Source organism: Mesorhizobium sp. P3_A9 (assembly GCF_056402975.1).
In genome coordinates, this window is the sequence record NZ_JBFUGJ010000530.1 from 1 (window position 1) to 2,880 (window position 2,880).

Here is a 2,880-nt window from a genome sequence, read left to right on the forward strand (position 1 = left end):
CCGACCGACGGCAGGCCGTAGAAGATCAGGAACAGCTGCACCAGGAGCGGCGTGCCGCGGAAGATCCAGACATAGAAGCGCACCAGCGCGACCAGCGGCTTTGGCCCGAACAGCCGGCCAAGCGCTGCCCCCAGGCCAACCGTCAGGCCGAGGACGAAGGATAACAGCGTCAACGGCACGGTGAAGATCAGAGCGGCCCAGAGCAGCGAAGGCAGCGACTCCAGCATCAGTTGCAGCCAGTGCGGCACGAAAGGCCCTCCAGAATGAATGGTCGAAATGCGAATTCAGGCGCCATATCACGMSAAAAGCGGCGAGCCGTCAAAGACGGCTCGCCGCTGGATGCCTTGCAGGGCGACAATCAAACCCCGCCTCGAAAAACTACTTCGAAACGTCCTGGCCGAAATAGGTGTCGGCGATCTTCTTGTAGGTGCCGTCGGCCTTGATGTCGGCCAGCGCCTTGTTGATGGCGGCGACCAGCTCGGGATCGCCCTTGCGCACGATGACGCCGGAATAGTCGGCGTTTTCCTCTTGCGCGGCGATCTTCACATTGGCGTCGGGCTTGTGCTTCTTGAAGTCGAGGAAGGACAGGCTGTCATTGATGGTGGCGTCGGCGCGGCCGGTCAAAAGCAGTTGGATCGACTGGTCGAAACCGTCGGTGCCGACCAGTTCGGCGCCGTTCGTCTCAGCCAGCTTGCCGAAGTTCGAGGTCAGCGACTGCGCCGACTTCTTGCCCTTGAGATCGGCAAAGGTCTTGATGTCGGTGTTGTCCCCGCGCACGATCAGCACGGCCTTGGAGGCGATGTAGGGATCGGAAAAGTCGTACTTTGCCTTGCGGGCGTCGGTGATGCCGACCTCGTTGATGACGGCGTCATAACGGCTGACGTCGAGGCCCGCGATCAACCCGTCCCATTTGCCTTCGAGGAACTCGACCTTGACGCCAAGCTTGTCGCCGATTGCCTTGGCGATCTCGACATCGAAGCCGACCAGCGCGCCCGAAGCGTCATGATAGGTGAAGGGTGCGTAGGTGCCCTCGGTGCCGACCTTGAAGGTGCCGGCCTGCTTGATCTGATCAAGATTGGCGCCGGCATGGCCTGATGCGACAGCCAGAACCTGCAGCGTTCCAGCGACGATAAACGACTTGAGCCATTTCATTTTTCTGTGATCCCGTCCTTGGCCGGTTGCCCGGCATGTTGTGAGGGCTGGAAAATGGCAGATGCAACCGGAAAAAATAAGGAACTGAATTTCAAAAACAGAGCATTTCCGAAATCAGATTCTCGAAACGTCGTTTCTTGGCGACATTCGAAGTCGTTACTGGCCCGTGCTGACATCGCTCAAGCAAGATGATCCGCCTGGCAACAGCCAGGGAACCATTCCCGCACACCACACGTTTTGGCTGTTCTAGGGCGCGACGCCGCGATTTCAACCGGTGCCCTGCCAAGTTCGTAACCTCAGTCATAGCGCCTGAGCCAGGGAGCACCTCATGATGCAAGACACGGCAGGACGGATCATGGTCCGCGCGGCGATGAAGGCGCCCTACCTCGAACGGGACGAGGAACATCGGCTGGCCTTGCTCTGGAAGGAAGACAACGACCAGAACGCGTTGCACTGCATCACCGTCGCCCATATGCGGCTGGTCATTTCCATGGCCTCCAAATTCCGTCACTACGGCCTGCCGCTCGGCGACCTGATCCAGGAAGGCCATGTCGGCCTGCTCGAGGCCGCCGCCCGCTTCGAGCCCGAACGCGAAGTGCGGTTTTCGACCTATGCGACGTGGTGGATCCGCGCCTCGATGCAGGATTACATCCTGCGCAACTGGTCGATCGTKCGCGGYGGGACSAGTTCKGCGCARAARGCTCTGTTCTTCAACCTGCGRCGGYTGCGTGCCCGGCTGGCGAACGGCGCGGAGCCGCTTTCCAACACAAGCCTCTACCGCGAGGTGTCGGTTGCGCTTGGCGTCTCCGAGGCTGACGTGGCGATGATGGATTCACGGCTCTCCGCGCCCGACTCCTCGCTGAACGCGCCGCTTGCCGACGATGCGGGCGCCACCGAGCGGATGGACTTCCTGGTCTCGGACGACCCCCTGCCCGATGAGATTGTCGGCGACAAGATCGATGTCGCACGTCGCTCGCTGTGGCTGAAAGAGGCCCTTCACGCGCTCAATGCACGGGAACTCAGGATCATCGAGGAACGCCGGCTGAACGATGACGGCGCCACGCTCGAAGCACTCGGCGAGACGCTCGGCATTTCCAAGGAACGCGTCCGCCAGATCGAGGCCCGCGCCATGGAAAAGCTCAAGGTCGCGCTGGTGAAACAGAACCCGGAATTTCTGGCGACAGCCGCCTGATCCCAATACAGAGATTCGAGATATAAAACATAAGATTTATCTTAAATAAGATATTCCACGATCACGGGAGAATCTATTCTTTTTAATCTGAGGATTGTGATTTCTCTAAAAGACCAAAGCATGGCAAAAAGCCTCTTTAGGCTACAAGACCATAACAACTATGGGTTTTGCCATGCTGAAACGCTGCGCGTTCCTTGCTGCCTTGATCCTCATGACCCTGTCGACATTCGACGCACGCGCCGATCGAAGGGTTGCGCTCGTGATCGGCAATTCGCAGTATCGGGAAATCCCGGCCCTCAAGAATCCGAACAAGGACGCTGAGGACGTTTCGAACACGTTCCGGCAGGCCGGCTTCGACGTCTTCGTCGCCAAGGACGTGACCAAGCTCCAATTCGAAGAGAAGTTCCGCAACTATCTGGCCGCAGCCGACGGCGCCGATCTCGCCGTCGTCTATTATTCCGGCCACGGCTTTCAGATCGGGGGCCAGAATTTCCTGATCCCGGTCGATGCGTCGTTGAAGGATGCGGCCGACATGG

General features: G+C 59.2%; 4 protein-coding genes. 2 read left to right on the top strand and 2 right to left on the bottom strand.

Going from position 1 to position 2,880, the window contains the following annotated elements; all coding sequences use genetic code 11:
* Together AC1DX0_RS33880 and AC1DX0_RS33885 are read right to left on the bottom strand one after the other, a co-directional pair.
* Positions 1 to 248, bottom strand: a 248-nt coding sequence (locus AC1DX0_RS33880) for an ABC transporter permease subunit (RefSeq protein WP_477358708.1), incomplete at its 3' end; no start/stop codon positions are given.
* 130 nt (positions 249 to 378) lie between these two features.
* Positions 379 to 1,152, bottom strand: a complete 774-nt coding sequence (locus tag AC1DX0_RS33885) for an amino acid ABC transporter substrate-binding protein (protein WP_477221737.1) — start codon at positions 1,150 to 1,152, stop codon at positions 379 to 381.
* Positions 1,153 to 1,480: 328 nt separating this feature from the next.
* Between AC1DX0_RS33885 and AC1DX0_RS33890 the strand changes: the two genes are divergently transcribed.
* On the top strand, positions 1,481 to 2,344 hold the full coding sequence (locus tag AC1DX0_RS33890; protein WP_477221736.1) for an RNA polymerase factor sigma-32: 864 nt from the start codon (positions 1,481 to 1,483) through the stop codon (positions 2,342 to 2,344).
* Between the two features lie 172 nt (positions 2,345 to 2,516).
* Positions 2,517 to 2,880: caspase family protein (locus tag AC1DX0_RS33895; RefSeq protein WP_477358710.1), on the top strand; the 364-nt coding region annotated here is incomplete at its 3' end.